General features: G+C 64.6%; 1 pseudogene. It reads left to right on the top strand.

The window, feature by feature from the left end:
• Nucleotides 1–427, top strand: a pseudogene (locus EOD15_RS35455) (ABC transporter permease); the annotation flags it as partial.

The raw sequence follows: 427 nt of genomic DNA, 5'->3' as shown, positions 1-427 counted from the left end.
CGGCCAACGAGACGATCCGCGACACCGACGTCGACACCCAGGCGCCGCTCCTGCATCTCTTTGCCATCAGCTTTAAGGTCGGCACGGCGGTGCTGACGCTCGGCGTCATTGCCACGGTCGTGCTCGTGATGATCCTCTGGTACGTGCTCAATCACACGGCATGGGGCCGCCATGTCTACGCCGTTGGCGATGATCAGGAGGCGGCGAAGCTGTCGGGCATCCAGACCAAGAAGGTGCTGATGACGGTCTACACCCTTGCCGGGCTGATCGCCGCTTTCGCTGCCTGGGTCTCCATCGGCCGCAACGGCTCGATCTCGCCGTCGGCTGCCGTCACCGACTACAATCTCCAGGCGATCACCGCGACGGTGATCGGCGGTATTTCCCTGTTCGGCGGGCGCGGCTCGATCCTGGGCACGCTGTTCGGCGA

The sequence above is a fragment of the Mesorhizobium sp. M7A.T.Ca.US.000.02.2.1 genome (genome assembly GCF_003996995.1).
In the GTDB taxonomy this organism is placed as follows: domain Bacteria; phylum Pseudomonadota; class Alphaproteobacteria; order Rhizobiales; family Rhizobiaceae; genus Mesorhizobium.
Note: the sequence above shows the minus strand (reverse complement) of the source record. Positions and strands in the feature narration are given on the sequence as shown.